The sequence below is a fragment of the Hanamia caeni genome, from assembly GCF_003721595.1.
Lineage (GTDB): Bacteria > Bacteroidota > Bacteroidia > Chitinophagales > Chitinophagaceae > Ginsengibacter > Ginsengibacter caeni.
Genome location: NZ_RJJR01000042.1, coordinates 1 through 2,267, shown reverse-complemented (window position 1 = coordinate 2,267; position 2,267 = coordinate 1). Strand labels below are relative to the sequence as shown.

Genomic DNA, 2,267 nt, shown 5'->3' with positions numbered 1-2,267 from the left:
CAAATCCTCCTGACGACATCTCCATATTAACCGGTTTCGTTCAACATGCGGCTTCATTGTTGGTGCTACGCACCCAACGAAGCCTTAGTTGTTACCTGCAGTTTATCTTTTCGCTGTCAGGAGTAAGTGCTTTATATGTCGTTCTAATTCTTTTTCTAAATGTTCCGCCAGAATTTTTAAAAACTTTATAGAATCGTTTTGTGTCTTTCTGGAGATATTAAGTGTGTCGGCTGTATGAGCAACTACGTGCCTTGTTCTCACTATTTCGTCAAGTTTATCTGCAATAAAAGTTATTGAAACTACTTGTCCCCATTTTGTTTCAAAGTCAATTTTTATTTTCGAGAAAATGTCAGGAATACCAATTTCCTTGAATTTTTCTTTTACAGTCCCGCTATTTGGATTACTTCCTGTCTCGGAAAATGTTTCAGGATTTAAATGCTCATTAATGAGTAGTTTACCTGCATCCAAAATGTCTTTTATTCTCTGAACTTTGGGTGGTTTTGTTTCAAATTGGGGTCCATCCATTGCTCTCTTTAGTCCATGAAATACAGTTTTTACTTTTAATTCGTCAGGTAGTTTTGAAAAATCAATACTTGGAGGTATAGTGTTTAATTTTGCAATATTTTCTTCGAACATTTTTCTTATAAAAAATTCAAAAGCGGCTACCATTAATACAGCAGCGCCTCCACGAAGTCCTTTTACAAAGGGTTGTTGTTCTAATCTTGGATTGGCTGGATACTTATCTCTCTCAAGTTTTTTGAGAGCAACCGCCAGTTCCAGAGAATCCTTAAACTGTATTAATGCTGCCCCCATTTCAAATGTTGTTGTTTAATATTTCATTTAACTTATTAGTTCGGTATAAAAATCTATTTGGAGTCGCAGTAGAAGATTCAATGGATTGAAGAAATTCTTTGTCACTTGTAAAAAGTTTTTTAAAATCGGATAAGATTTTAGTTTTGGAATCTTCTAATTTCTTCTTGTTCTTTTTATAACAAGCGAACATTTGGGCATCAAAAAGTGGTGCAGAAACTTGTTGCTTCCATTTTTTATTTTCAGGAATCCATCTTCGAAAAGAGCCGTCTGCACCGAAAATTGCTTGAACCTTTTCTAGTGTTTCCGTAAATTCTTGTGCTATTTCATCAACTTTTGTTTGAGCCATTGTTTGATTATCATCCATAAAAGAATCCAATATTTTTTTCAATCCACCAGCGTAGTTTTTCCAAGAATCTTTTAACGCAAAAAACCTAAGAACAAGTTCAGCATCTCGCATCTCTTGATAAATCTTCGACTTTGATTTTGATTTAATGCCGAGTAAACTATGAAAGAACTTATTCTCTGACAGTTCAAGAATTTTGTCATTCAACTTACCGGGGAATGCGCTATTTCTTATCTCTTGAGCATTTAATTTTACACCACCTGTATTCAATCTTTGGAAAACCTCATACTTAATGTCTTTATCAGATTGTCTTAAAATAATTACAGCACGAACATTAGCTCTAATTTTAAGTGAGTTTTGAAACTCCAAAGGGACATCAAAAAAGTTAAGTCCATTTAAATCGGTAAATATTTCCAAACCAGAAAGAGATAATTTGCCCGTGAGATATTCATTTATTGCAGACAACCTTTGTTTACCATCAATTACAGAATATTTTCCAAAATCATCTTCGTTAAGAAAGATTGGTGGTATTGGGACATTCATTAAAAAAGATTCAATCAATTTCGATTTTCTATTATCATCCCACCTGAATCTCCTTTGATATTTCGGAGCTAAGTCAATAGTGCGCTTATTGATAAGTTGAGATATACTTTCAAGGTTGTAGTCAACCGTACTTGTAACTAATTCTCGTTGCTTCTTATGTAAAAAGTCAACGAAACTTTTGTCACCCGAGTTACCTGTGTCCTCAATATCATTTTTTAATCCGTTTTTCGAATTGTCTTTCATGTTATTTGTCTAATTATAATTAAGATTGAATGGTCGTTTTAAATTGCAGGTAACGTTGAGGCTTGGCGATGGGCTGGTATTCAACGTACGTTTCGCCCGAACGTCAGCCGATTGAAAAACTGCAGCCGAAGGTAAATACAAAAAGCCGATATTTGTTCTTCTGCTGGAACCATTGCTGATACTAAACTACAGCCGATTGTTATTCCGTCAGCCAGCCTATTGCCAAACCTTTTGTTGAACTAAACCTACGGTAGCCTTCCGCAACTATCCGTAAATTTAGCATTCACTAAAACTTTAAAAATGACAACGAAAAAAAAACGCCGGA

General features: G+C 34.8%; 2 protein-coding genes. Both read right to left on the bottom strand.

Going from position 1 to position 2,267, the window contains the following annotated elements:
• Window positions 1-102: 102 nt before the first annotated feature.
• The gene (locus EFY79_RS21225) at window positions 103-813 is read right to left on the bottom strand and encodes a HEPN domain-containing protein (protein ID WP_123122768.1); all 711 of its coding nucleotides are present in this window, start codon (window positions 811-813) and stop codon (window positions 103-105) included.
• A gap of 1 nt (window position 814) precedes the next feature.
• Window positions 815-1,942: a DUF262 domain-containing protein gene (locus EFY79_RS21220; RefSeq protein ID WP_123122767.1), complete on the bottom strand. Its 1,128-nt coding sequence runs from the start codon at window positions 1,940-1,942 to the stop codon at window positions 815-817.
• Window positions 1,943-2,267 lie beyond the last annotated feature (325 nt).

What these genes read in the sequence shown, in the direction of transcription:
- EFY79_RS21225 (WP_123122768.1), bottom strand. Translation starts at nt 813, where the DNA reads ATGGGGGCAGCATTAATACAGTTTAAGGATTCTCTGGAACTGGCGGTT.
- EFY79_RS21220 (WP_123122767.1), bottom strand. Translation starts at nt 1,942, where the DNA reads ATGAAAGACAATTCGAAAAACGGATTAAAAAATGATATTGAGGACACA.